Here is a 19337-nt window from a genome sequence, read left to right as displayed (position 1 = left end):
TCTCTTCTTTTGGCCTGGAGGCCTCACGTAATGACGCACACGACGACCGACCAGCCCACCCGGAGGCCCGGCGGCGCGATCGTGCCGGTACTGGCCTTCGCGGGCATCGTTGTCGCGGTGATGCAGACCCTGCTCGTTCCGGTCATCAAGGACCTGCCGGAGCTGCTGGGCACCGCACCCAGCAACGCCACCTGGGTGATGACCTCGACGCTGCTCGCGGGAGCCGTGGCGACGCCGATCATGGGCCGGCTCGGTGACCTCTACGGCAAGCGGCGGATGCTGCTCGCGAGCCTGTCCGTGATGGTCGTGGGCTCACTCATAGCCGGTTTCACCAGCCAACTGCTGGTGATGATCGTCGGCCGTGCTCTGCAGGGCTTCGCCATGGGCGCGATCCCCCTCGGCATCGGCCTGATGCGCGACATGCTGCCCCGCGAGAAGCTCGGCTCGGCGATGGCCCTGATGAGCTCCTCGATCGGCGTCGGCGGCGGACTCGCGCTGCCGGTCGCGGCCCTGGTCGCGCAGCACGCCGACTGGCACGCCCTCTTCTTCCTCGCCGCCGGTCTCGGCGCCGTCTCGATCGTCCTGACCCTCGTCGCCGTACCGGAGTCCCCGATGCGCGCCGAGGGCACCTTCGACGTACTGGGCGCGATCGGCCTCTCCGCGGGCCTCGTCCTCTTCCTGCTGCCGATCACCAAGGGCAGCGACTGGGGCTGGACCTCGACCACCACGCTCGGCCTGTTCGCCGCGGCGGCGGTCGTCCTCCTGCTGTGGGGCGTGATGGAGCTGCGCGTGAAGGCGCCGCTCGTCGACCTGCGCACCACCGTCCGCCGCTCGGTGCTCTTCACCAACCTCGCCTCGATCATGGTCGGCGTCTCCTTCTACGTCGTCTCCCTCGTCCTGCCGCAGCTGCTCCAGCTGCCGAAGGCCACCGGCTACGGCCTCGGTCAGTCGATGGTGGTCGCGGGTCTGTGCGTGGCGCCGCTCGGTCTGACGATGATGCTCACCGCCCCGGTCTACGCCCGGATCTCCGCCAAGTACGGCCCCAAGGTCACCCTGATCCTCGGCATGCTGATCATCGGGATCGGCTACGGCGCCGGCCTCGGTCTGATGAGCGCCGCTTGGCAGACCATCGTGATCTCGGTGGTCCTGGGCGCGGGCATCGGCCTCGCCTACTCCTCGCTGCCCGCGCTGATCGTCGGCTCCGTCCCGGCCTCGGAGACGGGCGCGGCCAACGGCCTCAACACGCTGATGCGCTCGATCGGTACGTCGGTCTCCAGCGCCGTCATCGGCATGGTGCTCGCCAACACGGCGAACGACGTCGGCGGCCTCGAGGTCCCGACCATGCACGGCTTCCGGGTCTCCTTCCTGATCGCCACCGGCGCGGTCGCCGTCGGTCTGCTCTTCGCCCTGCTGCTACCGGGCCGGCGCCGGGCGACCAAGCCGCAGCTGCGCGCGAGCAGCGAGGAGGACGCGGCTCTGGAGCGCGCCCACCAGGTACTCGGAGGCTTCCGCGGCCGGGTGCTGGACGCCGACGGCAGCACGGTCGCCCGGGCCAAGGTCACCCTGATCGACCGGCGCGGCCGCCAGGCGGGCGCCACACTCTCCGAGGCGGACGGCAGCTACGCGCTCGCCGTGCCTGCCGAGGGCGCGTACGTCCTCGCCGCCAGGGCGCCGGGCCACGGCCCGCTCGCCTCCTCGGCGACACACTCGGGCGACGACCGCCCGGTCGAGCTGGACCTCGCACTGCCGAGCGCGACCGTTTCGGCGTAGGCGCGACCGTTTCGGAGTAGGTACGGGCCCACCCACACCCTCGTCGCCGATGCGGCGGGGGTGTGGTGCACCATGGGGCGCTCACAGTCACGTACACGCGGACTCGCACAGGCAGACGTGCGGTGCTGTCGTTCGTACCCGATGGAGGACCCCATGTCCGCGGCACCCAAGCCGGAGATCCTGGCCGCCTTCGAGGCCGCGAAGGGGTTTATGCCGCTCCGCGAAGGGCTCGCGCTGTACGAGGCCGCGGTCGAGGCGGGCCGGCTCGGCCTGCCCCTCCTGGAGGTCGGCACGTACTGCGGGCGCTCCACGATCCTGCTCGCGGACGCGGCGCGCGCGGCCGGTGTGACCGCGATCACCGTCGACCACCACCGGGGCAGCGAGGAGCAGCAGCCCGGCTGGGACTACCACGACCCGGCCACGGTCGACCCCGAGATCGGCCGAATGGACACCCTGCCCACCTTCCGCCGCACCCTCCACAAGGCGGGCCTGGAGGACCAGGTGGTCGCGATGGTCGGCCGCTCGCCGCAGATCGCCGCCTTCTGGCGCTCGCCCCTCGGTTTCGTCTTCATCGACGGCGGCCACACGGACGAGCACGCCTCCGGCGACTACGAGGGCTGGGCGCCGCATGTCGCCGAGGGCGGCCTCCTCCTGATCCACGACGTGTTCCCCGACCCGGCCGACGAGTTCACCGGCCAGGCCCCCTACCGCGTCTACCTCCGGGCCCTGGAGTCCGGCGCGTTCACCGAGATCTCGGCGACCGACTCACTGCGCGTCCTGCGGCGAACGGGAGCGGGGATCTGAGAGCGCGGTTAGAGTCGCAGACGTGCTGTAAGGATCCGGAAGACTTCCCAGCTCAGGGGCTATTTAGTTGTCGATGTGAGATACGAAATCTCACGGATTCTCACACGGCGCTTTCGGACGGACCGTCGGCGACGCCGAGAAGCTCATTGAGGTGGATCACCGCGGCGCCCATGTCGGCGGCCGTCGGGTGGACGTACTTCTTCTTGGTGAAGCTGGCGTTCGTGTGGCCGGCCCACGCGGCGAGGATGACGTCTGGAATTCCAGACACCGCCAGGAACGTCAGGCAGCTGTGCCGGGCGTCGTACAGGCGAACCCTGCGGAGTCCCAGCCGGGACATCGTCCGGTAAGCGTGCTCTCGCAGATGCCGAGGCGTGAGCGCCTGCCCCAGCTCGTCGACGAACACGTAGCCCGACGGGAGGTAGTACTCCCCCAGTTTGGCCTGCTCGGCTTCCTGTAGGAGCCGGAAGTTCATGAGCGCCAGCTTGACCGGCTCTGGGAGCGGCAAGGTCCGCTCGCCCGCCTCGGACTTGGTGTCCTTCTCGACGACCCGCGCGTTGCGGATCATCGTGCGGGTGTTGGCGATGTCGAGCGAGCCCGCCTCAAAGTCGATGTCTTCGGCCCACCGAAGCCCTGCGACCTCCGCGGGGCGCAGCCCCATGCAGGACAGCAGCAGCGGGGCAAAGAGCCGGTCCTCGCGGATGCCGACGACGAACTCCTTCACCTCGACGACACCCCAGGGCTGTTCCCGCTGGTTGTCCCGGCGGTCCTGCTTACGGGCCTTGCGGGGCACGGTCACGAACTCGGCTACGTTCTGCGCCACGATCTTCTTCCGGAGCGCGTACCGGAGGGCGGCGCGCAGCCGGCCGAGCACTCCATCGACGGTCGACGGCCGTAGCCCCGTCCCCTTCGGCCCGCCACGGCGGCGCGCCTCGGTGAGCAGCCAGGTCACGAACTCCTCGACGTGGGTGTCGGTGAGCTCCTGCACCTGCATCGAGCCGAGCCGAGCCCTGATGTGGGTCAGCCGGTTCTCGTACCCGTCGATGGTCGTCTCTTCGAGGTCGTCTTCCTTGGAGACCATGTAGGCGTCGAGCAGCTGGTCGACCGTCATCTTGCTCGGGACGATCAACTGACCGGTGCGGCGCTGGTTGATGATGCGCGCCCGCTCGGCGACGACCTCGGCGCGGGTGTCACGGGTGATGGTCAGCTGCTTGCGCTTCCCGTCCGCGTCCTTGCCAACGTCGACCATCGTGCGCCAGCGCACGACACCGCTCCGCAGCAGGATCTTCTTGACCGGGTCAGCCATCGCCACCGCCCTCGTCGAATGCGTTGAACCGCTCGTCGAACGCCTTGCGCTGCTGCTCTCTGCCTCGGTTCAGGCCCACGTTCCTCGCAGGACTCCAGCCGGCCGGGCGCAGATTGATCGCATAGTCGAGCCACTTCGTGCCATCGGGGTCATCCTCGGGAGCGATGAGCGGGCAAACGCCGTCCGCCCATCCCCAGGCCAGCCAGCCCGGCACCGTGCCGGCTCCCGTGATCTCAACATCCCCGGCGGTACGGCCAACTACGTCGTGCGGGAGCAGCAGCAGCGAGGGGTTGACGTTCAGTGCGACGGCGATCGCAACGAGGTCATCCGCGTCTACTCGGCGGATGTGCTTGGCCTCGGGGTTGGCGCCGTTCTCGATCTTATTGAGGGCATCTGCGCTGAGTCTGCGGTCCGTCTCTTCGAGCCGCCTCGAGAGGGCGCGGAGGCTGAGCCCCTGTGCCTCTCGTAGCCGCTTGATATTCGCGGCCACGGTCGTTCCTGTGGGTCCCAACTCAATCCGTCCTGTCGCCATGATCGAGACGCTAGCAGTCTGCGTAACGCAGACGATCGTCTTGATCCTTGCGGTATTCGTCGATGAGTCCTACGATCTGCATCATCACGCGTCATCACTCGGTGACGCAAGCCCTTGTCTCGAAAATCCCGACAGGAGTTGTTGATGGAGATCGAATGGCTCACCCCCCGCGAGGTGGCCGCACTGCTACGGGTCCACATGGGCACCCTCGCCAACTGGCGATACCAGGGCACGGGCCCGAAGTTCACGAAACTGTCCGACGCCCCCAACTCGCGGGTCCGGTACAAGAAGGCCCACGTAGACGAGTACATGCAGGGGATGCGGCGGGGTGCGGCCGCATGACCGAGCCCGTGCGCCTCGCAGCGAAGACCGCCCCGCGCCCCACCCTCGCCGAAGTCCGGCAATGGCCCGCCACCTGCAGCGTGCGCCAGGCCGCCCGCGCCATCGGCTGCTCGCCGACCCACCTCGCCAACCTGATCAGGCGTGGCGAATCCCCAGTCAAGTGCGTCCCGCTCGGCAGTAGCCGACGCCAGATCGTCATCACCGCGTCGCTCGTACAGCTGCTGTCCGGAGAGGACCGAGGAGCCGCATGAGCCAGAAAAGCAACGAGCCCCGGCGCGTGCGAGGCGCCGGGGTTCGCGAAGACCAAGCGGCGGGCGGCAGCAGGTCTGTCGCCAGTCTTGCACAAGGCGCAGACGGCACGCAGCAGCGAGGAACAGACCTCCCGCGAGAAGGTCTGTCGGCTCGCCCGCTGGTCCTGATCACCCGGGGCCGCGTCGAGTACACGACCAAGTGTCCGGGTTGCGCGAGCTGGCATAGGCATAGGCACCTCGGCGACGTGAAAGGCCCCTGCGGCACCGCCTACGAGCTGCAGCCACGCCGCGGGAGGTCACGTGGGAAGTAACCTGCGCCGCCAGCTGCGCGAGGCTCTGCCTCCCAGCATCAAGGGCCTACAGCGGGCCGTCGCCCTGGAGATCGCCGACGACGCCCGGTACGACGACGACTGGAACTATGCCCCGGAGAAGGGGCGCCGCAGCAGGGTACGGCTGGCAGAGCTGGTGCGCTGGACGGCCGCCAAGGACGAGCTCAGCATCCGCGAGATGCTGCGCCGTCTGTCGCTGGCCGGCTGGGAGTTCCGTCTGCCGATCGGCAAGGACAAGAACGGCAACCTTCTGTTCGCGGTGCCTGGCAAGGCGATGACGTTCCGGGTGCCCGACTTTGAAGGGCCAACCACGGTTGGCCCTGAGGTTGAGATAGAGACGGAAGGCCCAACCGTGGTTGGCCCTGAAGACTCAGAAGGCCCAACCGTGAGTGGACAAGGGCCAACCGTGGTTGCACAAGGCCCAACGGTGGTTGGTGCAGGGCCAACCGTGGTTGGTGCAGGGCCAACCACGGTTGGGCCCCCATCTCTTGTCTCTTCGTTCTCTACTAAGGAATCTCCCTCCTCCTCCCCCGTGGCCGAGGACTCCGAGGACGAACCCGTCAGCAGCGGTGACGGGTCGGAGGGAGGCGGAGGCGGGAATCCTTCTTCCTTGGAAGAGATCACAAGACAATGCGAGCGGGTCTCCGCGTTCGTCGACAGCCTCGACTACCGGGGCAGGCAGCCAGGCAAGCAGCAGCGGATGCGGCTCGGGCAGCGCGTCATGGTCGCGGTCACGGATGGCTGGTCCGAGGACGGCCTGCGCCGCTACCTCGACATCAGCGACGACCCCACCGTCCGCTCTGCTGCTGCTGTGTACGAGCACCGGCTGTCAGCCGACGAACTGCCCGACGCATCCGTGGGCGTAGACCCACAGTTGCCGCCCGCCTGCTGGGACTGTCTCCGTGACCCCGCGTCGGCCACCGACCCGGCGGCCCGCGTCAACCCGATCACAGGCGACCCGTGCCCCAACTGCCACCCGGCATCTGTGGGGCAGAGCCCCGAGGTTCCGCCCGCCTGCCAGCCCTGCCTGGAAGAGAACCCGGCCGCCCGCACCAACCCCCGCATGCGCTACCGGATCATCGACGACGTCCACCAGGCCTGCCCCGACTGCAACCCGAAGCGGATCGCCATCCTCACCGCCCAAAACGGCCAGCAGCAGGAGACGGACGCCTGGTTCGCCCGGTCCATGGACCGGGCCCGGCAGCGCATGCAGACCGGCGACTGGCGAGGCGCAGGCCCCGACGAGCGGATCGCCGGATGGGGTGCCGTCGCCAATCAGCTCGGCGCCAAGGAGAAGCGGCCGAAGCTCGGCCGCAACTACGACAACAGCGTCTGGCAGCAGCCGGCAGACCCCGCCAAGGCGGCGAAGATCCCGCACTGCGGTGACCCCAACTGCGACCCCGTCACCCGCCTGAAGACCGAACCCGACTGGACCGGCGAGCCACGCACCGCCGTCTGCGGCGACTGCCACCCCGACATGAAGTTCTGAACGGAGACCCATGAGCGCCCTCACCTTCTCTCGCCTCGTGCTGGTATGTGACGGCTGCCAGAAGCGGCACGGCGAGCCGCACGGCCACAACTCAGCCCAAGAGGCCCGCATCGCCGCGTACATCGACGGCTGGCGGTTCCCCGCCACCGTCAGGAAGGACGGCAGCCAGGGCACTGGAGCGTCCGACGTCTGCCCCGACTGCATCCCGACCTGGGTTCCGCAGCGCTGGTTGCAGCGGCCGGCGCGGGCCAACCACTTGCCCATCAACGAGGCGCCGCGGGGGGACGTTGCATGACCGAGTCGCACGTCGAGCAGCAGGTGCAGGCCCGCATCGCCGCGGCCAGGCGGCGGACGGAGGACATGCGGCGCCAGCGTGCCGAGCTCGCCGCCGCACGCAAGCGCGGCCTGGCACAACGCCACGCACAGAAGCTCCGCAACCTGCGTGGTGCAGACAGCAACGCAGGTGTGACCGAGACGGACACAACCGACCTCAGTCGTGGCGATATGACCACGACTGCGACCGTCCACACGACGGACGCAACCTCGGAGCAGCAGTGACCGCACGCATCCGCTGTGCCGTATGCAACCGCCCACTCAAGGCAGGCCGGGGCAAGCCGTGCGTGCGTGGGTGCGGTGCCCGCCTATGCCGTGCCCTCCACCTACCCCAGTGCAGCGACGTACACGGGGGCCAGTGCCCCAACCACGACATCCCGCAGGAGGCAGCAGCATGACCACCAACCAGGTACGCATGCGCGCCCTGCTCGACCAGCAGGCACAGAGGCGCAGCGAGCAGCAGCACAGCAGGCAAGCCAACGCCCTTGCCCGCGGCAAGTGGTGGGGCACGAGGCGCAGCAGCAAGATGAAGAGCATCCGCAGGCGGTCCGCATGAGCCGGCCCCGCACCATCGACGTGCCACTCGGCAACGACGGCGCTCTTGCGGCGATCGTCGCGCACTTCGCCCTCGACCCCACCTGCCCGGACTGCGGAGGACCCGTCAGCCTGACGCCCGGACCGGCGGGAGCCGTCGACGTGCGCATCGACCACCGGGACGGCTGCAAGGGGCCCGAGCCAGCATAACCGCAGGTCAGACGCATGATCACTACCAGATCGGGTTTTTTGAGTGGATCTTGCTTTGACCCCGCACACCCCTGAAAAAAATCTCCCCCCGCAACGGATTTACAGGGGGAGGTGATCATGGGGTGACTCTCGGGGATCTTCGGGGGATTCTCGGGGAAGTTCGCTCACTCCCGGGGGCTTTGCCTCGCCGAGGGGCCGTCTTCTTCCTTGCTGCGTAGCCTCTCACCTGCGGTTATTCCCGTCAAGGGCTTCGCTGGAAGTCGGCCCTGGTTTTCTGGGGATCTCGCGCGTACCGTGATCCGTAGCTCCGTTTGAGCAAGTCCCCTGGCACTGGGGGCTGCTGGCAGGCCTGGCACTGGCCGCACGAACGTTGAGCGAGTCCTGGCACTGGACGACACCACGTCAACCAGCGACGCCGCCCCTGGCACTGGAGCGCATGCGACGCATGCACCCATCAGGGGTTTTCTGTGTCTTCCACCGACCTGCAGGCGAACGAGCACTTCAAGCGGCTCATCAAGAGGCGCGAGCAGGGCGCCAAGGAGCGCGAGCAGCTCGTCGCGCGACGCAAGGGCATCACCGACCTCGCCGAGGAAGAGTGCCGCGACCACCTCCTTCCCGAAGAGGACAAGGAGTTCCGCGAGCTCACCGCGCAGATCAAGTACAAGGACGGCGATCTCGCGCGCATCGACGAGCGCATCCAGGAGCTGTCGGAAGAGGCGGAGCGCTCCCGCACCCTCACCGCGGGCGCCCTCGCGGTGAAGCGGGCCAACGCCCGCGTCGACTCGGTGTCGGAGGCCCGCACTTACGAGCAGGGCAACGGCCGCTCGTACCTGCAGGACATGATGCGGGTCCAGCTGAACATGGACGCCGACGGGCAGTCGGTCGAGCGGCTGCGCCGGCATGCCGTGGACGTGGCCGAGTTCTCCGCGAAGCCGGAGTTCCGCGACCTCAACCGCACCGACGGCTCCGGGGGTTTCGCGGTCCCGCCGCTGTGGCTGATGCAGCAGTACCTCGAGCTGGCCCGTGCAGGCCGCGCCTACGCGAACCTGTGCGACGGCCAGGCGCTGCCGCCCGGAACGGACAGCATCAACATCCCCAAGCTCGCCACTGGCACCGGCACCGCGGTGCAGACCGCGGACAACGCGGCCGTGCAGGAGACCGACCTGACGGACACGTCCGTGACGGCTCCCGTCCGCACGATCGCGGGCCAGCAGGACGTGGCCGTGCAGCTGCTGGACCAGTCGCCGATCAGCTTCGATCAGATCGTGTTCCGTGACCTGGTCGCCGACTATGCGACGAAGCTGGACCTGCAGGTCATCTCGGGCTCGGGCTCGGCCGGCCAGGTGACGGGTGTGCGTGGCACGTCGGGTATCACGACGGTCACCTACACGTCGGCGACTCCGACGGTTGCTCAGCTGTACTCGAAGATCGCGGACGCGGTGCAGCGCATCCACACTCTGCGCTTCATGCCGCCGACGGTCATCGTCATGCACCCCCGTCGGTGGGCCTACCTGCTCGCCGCTTCCGACTCCAACGGGCGTCCGCTCGTGGTTCCGGACGCCGGGAACCCGCAGAACGCGATCGGCACGCTCGGTGTCGTCGGTGCTCAGCAGGTCGTCGGGCAGATGCACGGCCTGCCCGTGGTCACCGACCCGTCGATGCCGACGACGCTCGGCGCCGCAACCAACGAGGACGTCGTCCACGTGCTCCGTGCCTCCGATCTGCTGCTGTTCGAGTCGGGCATCCGCTCCCGCGTCCTGCCGGATGTGGGGTCGGGGAACCTGACGGTCCGCCTGCAGATCTACGGCTACCTCGCCTTCACGGCCGCCCGGTACCCCGCCAGCGTGGTCGAAATTGGCGGTTCCGGCTTGGTCTCCCCATCGTTCTGAGCCTCTGACCTGCGGGTTTTGGGTGTCGGGGTTGACGGCCCTCGAGCTGCTGGAGTGCCACCCGGTCCTGGACCGGGTCCGGTGGCAGCACCCGCCCGCTTGGCCGCGCCGCCTGTCGCGCGGCCCTGCTGGCCGGGGATCCCTGATGGCGGGATTCCCGGCCAGCCCATAACTGAATTTGCGCATGTTGTCGGAGTGACGTTGCGTGTTACCGTCAACTCAGGTAGGCGTTCTCGGTCTTGGACCGCGTAGCCGGACTGTCACGGCGTCGACTAGGGGGCACCCGGTCGACGACCCGCTCTGGGTTCGGTGAAGCACACAACGGACTGTGGCGTAACGCGGAAGTTGATATTGCTCGGCCGCCGGTAGCGAACAAGCGCCGGCCGTAGGCACCTTCGGGTGCGGTGGCGAGCGGGCTCCCGTCGAGACAACAGCGCAGTAGCGCGGTCTTCGATGAGGAGCCTTTCGTATGTCCGATCCATCCCGTACCGCGGCGGCTACGGCCGCTGTGCAGCGTTACGCGGCCGAACGCAACGCCTCCGACCCGGTGAAGCTCGGGCGGGCTGTGCGCGTCGTACAGGCCGCCCTGGAGAGCCGCGCGCTCAACCTGACAGACCTTCTGCCGTGGGACGCCGCGGCCGTCGAGGTGCGCTCCATCGGGGGCGGTGAGCGCCGATGACGTGGACCGAGTTCCTGGAAGCGTGCAAAGCGTGGCAGGCGGCCCGCGCCGAGGCGGTGGCTGAAGCCCACATGGCTATGCGCAGGAAGGCGGGCAACACCTTCCATGTGCTGCAGTACGAGGACTTGGGCCGACAGGCTGGCGTTGCTGCAGGCGAAGAGTTCGAGCGGCGGGTGGTCCGTCCGGCGTGGGACGGCATTCCGGGCTACGGCAACAACTGCCGGCTCCTGTATGTGAGCGAGGCGGATCTTCCGTCTGCTGCACGATCGGATCTCGTCTCGTGAGCCGGGTCGAGTACGCGGCCGGTGACGATCCGCTGTACGGGCCGAACCCGCTCACCGTGCGCGGAGTGTTCCCTCCGCACTGGGGAGAGATGCCCGACAGTCCGCCGGCACTGCCGGGCTGGATTGAGGCGAACGCGCTGCGGGACGGGGCTTCAAAGGGGTGCCTGTCGTCGATTCGGATCGTCTTGGAGCAGCGCCGCGAGGATCCGTCGGCCGCCCGGGAGCGGGCCGCGGTCGAGACGCAGATCCGGCTTCGGCGTGAGCAGCTGGCGGCGATGCTGCTGCCCGCTCCTGACGGCCGGCGGTGATGCGGCATGGCTAGCTCGGCGATCGTCTACAAGCTCATAGCCCACGATGCGGCTTCCAGGACGTTCAACAGCGTGGGCCGTTCGGCGTCGGGTCTGGACCGGACGCTGGGCAAGCTCGGGGCTGCGGCGAAGATGGCTGGCGCGGCCGTGGCTGCAGGGCTTGCGGTGGGGCTCGCCGAAGGCGCCAAGTCTGCCGCGAAGTTCCAAAGCGAGATGACCCGCATCTCGACGCAGGCCGGCGGCACCGCGAAGGACGTCAAAGTCCTGAGCGACCAGGTGTTGAAGCTGGGCACGTCCACCCAGCAGGGCCCGCAGCACCTCGCGGAATCGCTGTACCACCTGAAGAGCGTCGGCATGGACAACGTGTCCGCGATGAAGGCGCTGAAGGAAGCCAGCGACCTCGCCGCGGTCGGTCACGCCAACCTGGAAGAGACCACCAATGCGCTGGCGGGTGCGTGGCGTACTGGCATCAAGGGCGCCACCTCGTTCCATGAGGCTGTCTCCACCGTGAACGCGATCATCGGCGCGGGCAACATGTCGATGGACCAGTTCAATGCCGCGATCGGCACCGGCATCCTGCCGTCGGCGAAGACGTTCGGCCTGTCGATGAAGCAGGTCGGTGCCGCCTTGGCCCTGATGACGGACGAGGGCATCGACTCCGCATCGGCCGCGACCCGGCTGCGGATGTCGTTCTCGCTGCTCGGCGCCCCGTCCAAGGCGGCGGAAAAGCAGCTCGGCAAGATCGGGTTGACCGGTCTCCAGCTCGCCGACGCCATGCGCGGTCCAAAGGGACTGATCGGCGCCATCGGACTCCTGAAGGAGCACCTCGACAAGAGCGGCTTGTCCGCGTCCAAGCAGTCCCAGCTGCTGTCCCGCGCGTTCGGTGGCGGCCGTTCCTCGAGCGGCATCCTGCTGATGCTCAACAATCTCGACGTCCTCGAGAAGAAGCAGGAGCAGATCAACCGCAGCACGGGCAAGTTCGACGACGCGGTCAAGATGCAGCGCAAGACGGCCGAGGCGCAATGGCACCTGCTCACCTCGAACTTGGAGGTCATGGGCATCCGGGTCGGCACGAAGGTGCTGCCGCCGGTGACGTCGTTCATCCACTTCCTGGCCACCGATGCGATGCCGACCGCCGCGCGCTTCGGCCGGGCCATGGCCTCGATCGTTCCCGTGGACCAGATCAAGCAAGGCTTCTCCCAAGCGCAGGGCCTCATCGGGGACTTCCTCAAGGGCTTCTCCGGAACGAAGAAGGCCACCTCGGATCTGCTGGGCGGCCTGTTCGACACCTCCCCACACCTGGGCAGCAGCAAGACAGCCGCGGCCTCCAAGGGGCCCGCACTCGCGCCGATGCCGCACTTCGGCGTGGGCCAAGTGGCGCCCACCACTGGTTCGCTGGGACCCGCCCTGGCCCCCATGCCGCATGGCGGGTCCGGCCTGGTGGCCTCGCTCGTTTCACCGAAGGCGAAGCCCCCCAAGAGTGCCGCTCAGAAGATCGGCGAGACGATCCGCAAGGCCATCAGCGGCGGCTTCAAAGACATCAACTGGGGCAACCTGGGCTCGATCCTCGGCAAGGGCCTCGGGGACGCCATCGGCTGGGTCGGCAAGCACACCGCCGACTTCACCAAGAAGATCGCGAAGATCTTCGCGGGCCTGGACTTCGTCGAGATTGGCAAGGGCTTCGGCGCGTCAGCGATCCCGCTCGCGATCGGCTTCATCACGTCGCTGTTCAACCCGCTGTTCAGCCTCGACTTCTGGAAGAAGCACTGGCTTGACACGATCATCGCGGTCATCTCCGTCATCCCCATCGGACGGCTCGCGGGCGGCTTGGCCAAGGTCTTCGAGCACATCCCGTTCCTCAAGGTCTTCGAGCCGCTACTCAAGGGCGTCGGAAAGCTCGGCGGGTGGATCGAGAAGGGCCTCGGCAAAATTTTCGGTCCGATCGGGCGCGGCATCGCCAAGGGATTCAAGGATGCGTTCCCGGCGGCTGCGGGCATCGCCCGGGATCTCCTGGAACGCTTTGTCATGGGCCCGGCGCGCCGTCTGCGCACCGCGGCCGGACTCATCCCGCGGGCTGTCGGCTCCGGCATCGAGTCCGCCTCCGCTTGGTTGACGAAGAAGATCCTCGACTTCACGAAGGTCATCGTCCGCCCCTTCGCGAGGGCAGGTAGTTGGCTGCTCGGCAAGGGCGCCGACCTGGCGCGTGGCTTCGGCAGCGGTGTCGCCCGGGGCGGCCGAGCCATCGGCAGCTTTGCCAAGACGTGGATCATTGACCCCGTGATCCACGGCTTCTCGCGTGCCGGGACATGGCTGCTGTCCAAGGGCCGCTCTCTCGTCAGCGGCTTCAAGAGCGGCGTGAGCAAGGTGGCCAGCGGCATCGGTGGCTGGGTATTCGACCACATCCTGGCGCCCATTGCCAGGTGGATGGCCAGGTCCGGAAGCTGGCTGATCGGTAAGGGCCGTTCGCTGGTCTCCGGCTTTAAGAGCGGTATCGGCGCGGGCGCGAAGGCGATCGGCACGTGGACGACTTCGCACATCGTCAGCCCGGTCCTCGGCCGTTTCGGCAAGGCAGGGAGCTGGCTGTTCGAGAAGGGCGGCGCGCTCGTGTCCGGCCTGAAGGACGGCGTCGTCGACAAGGTGAAGACAATCGGCGACTGGGTCAAGAAGAGCTTCGTCGACCCGATCGTGGGCTGGGTCAGGAAGCACTTCGGGATCAACTCGCCCTCGAAGGTGTTCATCGGCATCGGCAAGTCGCTGACCAAGGGCCTGGTCATGGGAATGGCCAAGACGCACCCGAAGGAGATCGCCGAGAAGGTGTTCGGCAGCCTGCCCAAGGCCCTTGGCGGCTTCATCAAGCACGGACTCATCTCTGCAAAGCACCTGGGCAGCAAGGCCCTGAAGGCGCTGGGCGGCCTCGGGGGCGACGCCCTCAGCTTCCTCGGTCTGGGCGGTAGCGGCGGCGGCTCGTCAGCGAACCAGCAGATCGGTCAGGTCTTGGCGGCCGCCCGCGGCTGGTCCGGCCCGCAGTGGGCCGCGCTGAAGAACTTGTGGAACGGGGAGAGCGGCTGGAACGAGAAGGCGCTGAACAAGTCCAGCGGGGCGTATGGCATCCCGCAGTCCCTGCCCGCGAGCAAGATGGCGTCGGCGGGCGGCGACTGGAAGACGAACGCAGCCACGCAGATCAAGTGGGGCCTGTCGTATATCGCCGAGCGGTACGACAACCCTCTCAACGCCTACTCGCAATGGCTCTCTCGTTCCCCGCACTGGTACGCCAAGGGCACCGACGGCGCGACCAAGGGCCTGGCCTGGGTCGGCGAGCGCGGGCCGGAGCTGGTGAACTTCAAGGGCGGAGAGGACGTCCTCAGTCACCCGCAGTCGATGGCGTTCGCCAAGGCCAACGGCATCAAATTGCCCGGCTACGCCTCCGGCACCATCACCAACGCCGCCGACCGGGTGCGGCGCGACCACCAGCGCGTCCAGGACGCGAAGGACGATGTGGCGCGCGCCAAGCGGCGACACAAGGGCGTCCAGGCGGCAGAGACCCGCCTCCGGGCGGCACAGAAGGAACTCGCCGCGGCGAACATCGCGCTGAAGAACGCGCAACGGTCGGCGAAGACGTCGATCGCCAACACGATCGCCACCGGGCTCCTGAAGACGCTGAGCACGGGCACGTCGTCGTCTATCGCATCGGCGATCAAGAGCCTGGCCACGAAGTTGCTGAACGCGGGCTATAACCGCACCGCTGCCAGCGTCCAGAAGAAGGGTGGCCAGCTGGAGAAACTGGCCGACCGGCGGGCCAGTGTGCAGAAGACCATCGCCGCGGCGAACGCCTACGCGTCCGACCAGGCCTCGAAGATCACCGATTTCCTGTCCATCTCCGGGACGTCGGCCACCGACATCGGCTCCCTCATCTCGCAGATGAGCGGCCAGCAGAAGACGGCGTCCAGCTTCGTGGGCCTGTCCAAGTCACTGAAGGCGCGCGGCGCCAGCAAGGCCCTGCTCCAGCAGCTGTCGGATGCAGGTCCGGGCAGTCAGCTCGCGACGATCCTCGGCCAGAGGAACGTCACCACCCAGGACATCGGCAAGCTGAACAGTTTGGTGGCGTCCGGCGGGAAGCTGGCCACCAGCTTCGGACGCGACATGGCCGACCTGATGTACGACACCGGGAAGCACGCTGGTGAAGGGTTCTTGGCCGGGCTGAAGGCCACGGAGAAGGACCTCCAGAAGCAGATCGACAAGCTCGCAAAGAGCTTGATCTCGTCGATCAAGAAGGCGCTGAAGATCAAGAGCCCGTCGGTCGTCATGCGCGACGAGATCGGCAAGAACGTCGTCCTCGGCTGGGTCGCCGGAATGGACATGCACAGCCACCTCGTCGGGGGAGCAGCGCAGCGTCTCGCCGACACCGCGTCCGGTGTGTCCGTGCGCCGCCGCTACGTCCCGACCAAGGCTGGTCAGGGCCAGAGCGCCCAGAACGAGATCTGGGAACGCCTCGCCGCGGCACTTGAACAGCAAGTCGGCGAGCAGCACGTCACTGGGCAGCTGGTACTCGACTCCGGCGAGCTCCTCGGCCTCATTCGCGGCACCGTGAAGCCGATCGTCAAGGCGTCTGCGGACACGCAGGCGTACCGGGCCAAGGTGGGGCGCAGGTAGTTCGTGAAGGGAAGCGAAGGCCCCGGCCGGGGATGATCCGGCCGGGGCCTGGCCCCGCTCTGTACGTCAGCTGCCTGGATAGTCCGGGTCGTCTTCGGCTCGCGGAAGAGCGGTGGACCCCTGCGACCAGTGGTTGACCCAGCCGCAGAGCCCGCAGGCGTAGCGCCCGTTCAGGCCGTGCACCTCGGCGCCGCAGTCACGGCATTCCGTCACCGTGATCTCCGAGTCGGCCAGCCTCGCGGCCGGATCAGTGCCTGGTGCGGCTTCCGGTGCCCATTCCTGCGTCATGGGCCGAGACTACCCGCGGGGCAGGCGCGCACCCGCTCTGCCATCCGCAGTTGCCGCACAACCAGCCTCCGCCCGGTCCCTGCGAGGTTGCCGCGCCACAGTTCGGACAGTTCATAGCTGCCTCCTAATCCCGGGACGATCCCGGTCTCCCAGCCGCAATGGTTGGAGCAGATCCATCGGCCCAGGTTGTCTTGATAGGCCCAAGCTCCGCAGTTCGGACAGTTCATCGTTCAGTCCTCCGTCAGTGTCGTTGCGTGGTCCGTCCGGCTTCAGTCGAACGGGGGAATATGGCCCTGATCAGACCCTGCTCAGGGGGTGCTCTGTCATGGTTTGGGGGGTGCTCAGGGCCTGCTCAGAGCAGTCGTTGAGCAGGGCCTGATCAGGCTTCTGAGCAGGCGCGACCTGCGGGTTTGTGGCGCTGAGCAGCACTGAGCAGGGGCGTGATCAGTAGATTTGCCCGGTCTGCACCCCGGTCGGGAGGGTGGTCGTTGATCTTCGAGGGTGGTCGGTCGACCGGGTCCCCTTGATCGTCGACCGGGCGACAGACCGGGCAAAGCGGTCGGTCGACCACCCGGACAGCCGCCTGAAAGATCCTGATACGCCCCGGACAGCCACCCGGTCAATCGATCTTCCGACCCGGACGCTGTCCGGACAGCGTCCACCCACTGTCCGGGTCAAGGAGATCATCTGTCCGGGGGCAAACCGGTACATGTCCGCCCTGACAAACCCCTGTCACGCCCTGGCTCGCCGCAGGACGCACCCCTGACAGACCCCTGACAGCAGGCGCCGGTACGGACGTCGGCCGCCACGCCCTGACAGGGGTTTGTCAGGGGTGCACTCCCGGCATTTCGACCGGACAGGCGTCGGACAGCAACCGGAAACCCGCAGGTCGACCTTGGACAGACGTCGGACAAACGATCACCAAACCATGGCCACCTGTCCGCGACTGTCCGATGTCTGTCCGACCTCGTTCCTGCAGATCCCTTGATCATGTCCAATGTCTGTCTGATAGACAAACCGGGATCAATGGGTTGTGACACTGGTCGTGACGGGGTCGTGATGGGTCGTTACCGTCGTCACGACGACAAGGCCCAAAATCACGACCCGTCACGACCCGGGTCACGGGTCTGACCTGCGTGCCCCCGATGGTCACGGCCGGGGTCACGGGGGGCGTGACCCCGGTGTGACACCCTGCCCGCGACCCGGCAGCCGCCCGGTTTGCACCCGGCGCAGACCCGGCGAGCACCCGGCAACCTTGCATAACATCCAAGATTTCCGCCGGGTCCCGCCGGGTAGTTGCCGGGTCCGCGCCGGGGTCCCGCCGGGTCTCCACGGCATGGAGACCCCCGTCCCGGGGACGGATCAGGGCAGCGCGCGGCCGGCGTACAACTCACGGACGCGAGCCGAGAGAGCCGCGAAAGCCGGGCGCGACGCCTGCCCAGCTGCCCGCAGGGCGCCATGCGCCATCTCTTCGGACAAGACATCCGCTACCGCCTCGTCTACGGCGTCGATGGCAACCTCGACGAGCGCACGCAACCGGTCATCCAAGATGAATCCGACCTGGGCAACTAGTGCTTCCTCGGCGGCAGTCACCGCGGCTTGGCCAGTCGCATAACGCTCGCCTATCTCCTCTTCAGGGAAGGCGTCATACCGCTCCAGTCTGGCCGCTGTCGCCAGTTGCAGCAGGCCGGCCATCAGATCCCGAAGCAGCTGATTGACCTCGACGAGGTGCCGGAGCTCGAACTCCTCGCGCCGCTGCACGACGGCTGCCCGCTCGTCTGCCAGCTTGTCCGCGCGCTGCCTCCGGTACGTCAGCCAGCCGTTCAACTGCGTCGCCAGGCCCCCGAGAAAGAAGGCGCCGATCCCCCACCAGAACTTCCACCCCTCCATGCGCGGAGTCTATGGCCGAGCTGTCCCGTGGCCATCGTTCACTCGTTCATTCACCCGCGGGACAGATGAACGTCCGTACTGCTACGCGCGCACGTGCGCGCACGGGCCGGACGTTCACCTGCCAGAGGGCTCTCCGTACCGGCGAACGACAGGGCCTCCGTACCGTCCCGTGTGGAGTCCGGGGCGGGCCGGGGGCCCTGTCGTGCGGGCGGGGTCAGTCCCAGCCGCGGGTGATCGTGTCGAGCGACCTGCACACTGCGCGCAGGAACTCGGCCGGGTGGCTGGTGCTCCCGGAGTTCAGACCCGGGGCATTCACCGCGGCCTGCAGATGCCGGCGTGCTGCGGCGACGTGGGCGCGGGCTTCGTTGCTGCTGTCGTCGACCAGGGCCAGTTGGTACTGCGCGCAGATAGCGCTGCGGTTGGGGTCGAACAGGGCGAGCGGCGACAGGTGCCGGTCGACGGACCAGGCGCCGGCGAGAACGTCCGTGCCCGGCTTCTCGGTGATGGGTTCGATCTCGTTCACGTTGATTCCTCTCGTGATTCTGGTCAGTCAGGCGCGGGCGGCGGCCAGCTGCTCCCACAGCTGGTCCTCGATGGCGGCGGGGATCTCGCCCGGTCCGGGCTGGCCGAAGTACGCGATGCGCACCTGGCGGCCCGCCGACGTCGGGTAGGCGGCCCACTGTCCGGGTGTTGACGGCAGCTCGCCGCGCGGGCCGATGCAGTCCAGGGCGAACGTGTCGCCGGCGTCGATGTCGTCGGCGAACGCGCGGAGGCCAGCGGCGAACGTGGCGGGGTCGACGGCCTGCGGCTGGGGGTTCGGGGTCTTACGGAAGCGACGGAACACGGTTGTCCTCTCGGGTTGCGGCCGGGCCTCTCCCGACCGGTCTGGGAAGTGCACCCGGATCCGGGTGCTTTGGGTCCGGGCCTACTGGGCGAACTGGGTACCGCGGGCGTACTCGCGCCGGATCGCGGGGGACAGCCGGCCGTCCTCGGCTGCGGCGGCCACCGAGCTCCACGCGTTCGCCAGGTCGGGGTTCGAGGTCTCCCGCGCCATCGTGCGCAGCTTGGTCGCGACGGCCTCGTCGGTGTCGTCGACGGCCGCGTAGGTGACCGTGTCCGCCGTCTGCCGGTTGTTCTTCTTGCGGAGCATTCTGTGATCCTTTCGGGGTGTGTGCGGGACGCACCGGGAGGCGTGCCCCGCCCTTACGGGAAGCGGGTCGCGAGGTTCATGGCGAACCCCGCGGACCCTTGGGGGTAAAGGGCTCGGAGCCCTTGGGCGTAAAGGGTTGTGCGGGTGTCCGCCGGCCCCCGGGAACCGGTCCCCGTGAGAGTTGGGACCGGGCCCCGGACGGGCAGGGGGTAGATGTGGAAGACGCTGCGGGAACACCCGCCGCGGAGGGCCGTTGACTTGGATCGCACGCTGCGAACTTTCCGCCCCGCGAGGGGTGGGTG

At 68.0% G+C, this 19337-nt stretch carries 21 protein-coding genes; 14 read left to right on the top strand and 7 right to left on the bottom strand.

All coding sequences use genetic code 11. From position 1 onward, the window contains the following. Positions 1–30 precede the first annotated feature (30 nt). Together OG819_RS22405 and OG819_RS22400 are read left to right on the top strand one after the other, a co-directional pair. A complete protein-coding gene (locus tag OG819_RS22405) occupies positions 31–1770 on the top strand; it encodes an MFS transporter (protein WP_266624381.1) in 1740 nt (579 codons plus the stop codon). 153 nt (positions 1771–1923) lie between these two features. After that, the gene (locus tag OG819_RS22400; protein ID WP_266624383.1) at positions 1924–2574 is read left to right on the top strand and encodes a class I SAM-dependent methyltransferase; all 651 of its coding nucleotides are present in this window, start codon (positions 1924–1926) and stop codon (positions 2572–2574) included. A 100-nt stretch (positions 2575–2674) separates the two neighbouring features. Here the strand turns inward: OG819_RS22400 and xerC are convergent, their stop codons facing one another. Together xerC and OG819_RS22390 are read right to left on the bottom strand one after the other, a co-directional pair. Continuing rightward, positions 2675–3877 carry a site-specific integrase gene (xerC, locus tag OG819_RS22395; protein WP_266650992.1) on the bottom strand — a complete coding sequence of 401 codons (1203 nt, stop codon included), beginning with the start codon at positions 3875–3877 and terminating at the stop codon, positions 2675–2677. After that, entirely contained in the window at positions 3870–4367 is a 498-nt protein-coding gene (locus OG819_RS22390) for a helix-turn-helix transcriptional regulator (RefSeq protein ID WP_266650991.1), read from the bottom strand. Before OG819_RS22390 ends, xerC begins: the two co-directional genes overlap by 8 nt. 186 nt (positions 4368–4553) lie before the next feature. On the opposite strand from OG819_RS22390, the gene OG819_RS22385 reads away from it, so the two are divergent. The 12 genes from OG819_RS22385 to OG819_RS22330 all read left to right on the top strand — a co-directional run bounded on the left by OG819_RS22385 (position 4554) and on the right by OG819_RS22330 (position 15707). Then, complete coding sequence (locus OG819_RS22385; RefSeq protein WP_266650990.1) at positions 4554–4751, top strand: helix-turn-helix domain-containing protein; 198 nt, start codon at positions 4554–4556, stop codon at positions 4749–4751. Further along, entirely contained in the window at positions 4748–5002 is a 255-nt protein-coding gene (locus tag OG819_RS22380; RefSeq protein WP_266650989.1) for a DNA-binding protein, read from the top strand. Before OG819_RS22385 ends, OG819_RS22380 begins: the two co-directional genes overlap by 4 nt. A gap of 939 nt (positions 5003–5941) precedes the next feature. Next, positions 5942–6820: a hypothetical protein gene (locus OG819_RS22375; protein WP_266650988.1), complete on the top strand. Its 879-nt coding sequence runs from the start codon at positions 5942–5944 to the stop codon at positions 6818–6820. A 10-nt stretch (positions 6821–6830) separates the two neighbouring features. After that, entirely contained in the window at positions 6831–7115 is a 285-nt protein-coding gene (locus tag OG819_RS22370) for a hypothetical protein (RefSeq protein ID WP_266650987.1), read from the top strand. Beyond that, positions 7112–7378 carry a hypothetical protein gene (locus tag OG819_RS22365; protein WP_266650986.1) on the top strand — a complete coding sequence of 89 codons (267 nt, stop codon included), beginning with the start codon at positions 7112–7114 and terminating at the stop codon, positions 7376–7378. Before OG819_RS22370 ends, OG819_RS22365 begins: the two co-directional genes overlap by 4 nt. 169 nt (positions 7379–7547) lie before the next feature. Then, positions 7548–7709 (top strand): hypothetical protein, encoded by a 162-nt coding sequence (locus OG819_RS22360; RefSeq protein WP_266650985.1) that lies wholly within the window; start codon positions 7548–7550, stop codon positions 7707–7709. After that, positions 7706–7897, top strand: a complete 192-nt coding sequence (locus OG819_RS22355; protein WP_266650984.1) for a hypothetical protein — start codon at positions 7706–7708, stop codon at positions 7895–7897. The genes OG819_RS22360 and OG819_RS22355 overlap by 4 nt, the downstream gene beginning before the upstream one ends. Before the next feature lie 467 nt (positions 7898–8364). Then, complete coding sequence (locus OG819_RS22350) at positions 8365–9786, top strand: phage major capsid protein (RefSeq protein ID WP_266650983.1); 1422 nt, start codon at positions 8365–8367, stop codon at positions 9784–9786. Between the two features lie 469 nt (positions 9787–10255). Next, positions 10256–10465 (top strand): hypothetical protein, encoded by a 210-nt coding sequence (locus tag OG819_RS22345; protein ID WP_266650982.1) that lies wholly within the window; start codon positions 10256–10258, stop codon positions 10463–10465. Next, positions 10462–10749, top strand: a complete 288-nt coding sequence (locus tag OG819_RS22340) for a hypothetical protein (RefSeq protein WP_266650981.1) — start codon at positions 10462–10464, stop codon at positions 10747–10749. Before OG819_RS22345 ends, OG819_RS22340 begins: the two co-directional genes overlap by 4 nt. Further along, positions 10746–11057, top strand: a complete 312-nt coding sequence (locus OG819_RS22335; RefSeq protein ID WP_266650980.1) for a hypothetical protein — start codon at positions 10746–10748, stop codon at positions 11055–11057. The genes OG819_RS22340 and OG819_RS22335 overlap by 4 nt, the downstream gene beginning before the upstream one ends. A gap of 6 nt (positions 11058–11063) precedes the next feature. Beyond that, complete coding sequence (locus OG819_RS22330) at positions 11064–15707, top strand: phage tail tape measure protein (RefSeq protein ID WP_266650979.1); 4644 nt, start codon at positions 11064–11066, stop codon at positions 15705–15707. 66 nt (positions 15708–15773) lie between these two features. On the opposite strand, the gene OG819_RS22325 is transcribed toward OG819_RS22330, so the two are convergent. The 5 genes from OG819_RS22325 to OG819_RS22305 form a co-directional block, all read right to left on the bottom strand. Beyond that, entirely contained in the window at positions 15774–15995 is a 222-nt protein-coding gene (locus OG819_RS22325; RefSeq protein ID WP_266650978.1) for a hypothetical protein, read from the bottom strand. 1362 nt (positions 15996–17357) lie between these two features. Further along, entirely contained in the window at positions 17358–17885 is a 528-nt protein-coding gene (locus OG819_RS22320; protein ID WP_266650977.1) for a hypothetical protein, read from the bottom strand. A gap of 214 nt (positions 17886–18099) precedes the next feature. After that, positions 18100–18408, bottom strand: a complete 309-nt coding sequence (locus OG819_RS22315; protein ID WP_266650976.1) for a hypothetical protein — start codon at positions 18406–18408, stop codon at positions 18100–18102. 27 nt (positions 18409–18435) lie between these two features. Then, positions 18436–18729, bottom strand: coding sequence for a hypothetical protein (locus tag OG819_RS22310; RefSeq protein WP_266650975.1), 294 nt, complete (start codon positions 18727–18729; stop codon positions 18436–18438). Positions 18730–18810: 81 nt separating this feature from the next. Continuing rightward, positions 18811–19035 carry a hypothetical protein gene (locus OG819_RS22305; protein ID WP_266650974.1) on the bottom strand — a complete coding sequence of 75 codons (225 nt, stop codon included), beginning with the start codon at positions 19033–19035 and terminating at the stop codon, positions 18811–18813. Positions 19036–19337 lie beyond the last annotated feature (302 nt).

This window comes from Streptomyces sp. NBC_01549 (assembly GCF_026339955.1).
In the GTDB taxonomy this organism is placed as follows: domain Bacteria; phylum Actinomycetota; class Actinomycetes; order Streptomycetales; family Streptomycetaceae; genus Streptomyces.
This window is presented reverse-complemented; position numbering and strand designations above follow the sequence as displayed.